Annotated in this window: 1 protein-coding gene; it reads right to left on the bottom strand. The window is 55.3% G+C overall.

The features are described from left to right. Positions 1-371 (bottom strand): glycerate kinase (locus FS628_RS33180; protein WP_369008901.1); only part of this gene is annotated, 371 nt, incomplete at its 3' end. Between the last annotated feature and the right edge of the window lie 18 nt (positions 372-389).

Here is a 389-nt window from a genome sequence, read left to right as displayed (position 1 = left end):
CCATAATCCCACACCTTCCCATCCACCTCCTCAACCATCTCTCCCCTCACCCCTTTCTGTCCTCCAAACACCCTCCATCCCCCATCCTCCCCACACACTGGATTAGTCACATCACACCCCACAATCAACTCCACTTCCTCCAAACCCTCATCCACACCCCTTACATCAATCTCACACACTTCATCCAAACCCCCCCCCCCACCCCCAACCCCATCACCCTCTCCATCCACAAACTTCCCCCCAACCCCTTCACCCATCCCACCACCACCATCATTCCTCGCACTCCCACCAATCCCCATGATCATTTTCCCTATCCCCACATCCAAACACCCTCCAATCAACTCACCCCTCCCATAGGTTCTTCTACCCACTCCCTCCCCACTTTCCTT

The sequence above is a fragment of the Paenibacillus xylanexedens genome, assembly GCF_007676705.1.
Lineage (GTDB): Bacteria > Bacillota > Bacilli > Paenibacillales > Paenibacillaceae > Paenibacillus > Paenibacillus xylanexedens_C.
This window is presented reverse-complemented; position numbering and strand designations above follow the sequence as displayed.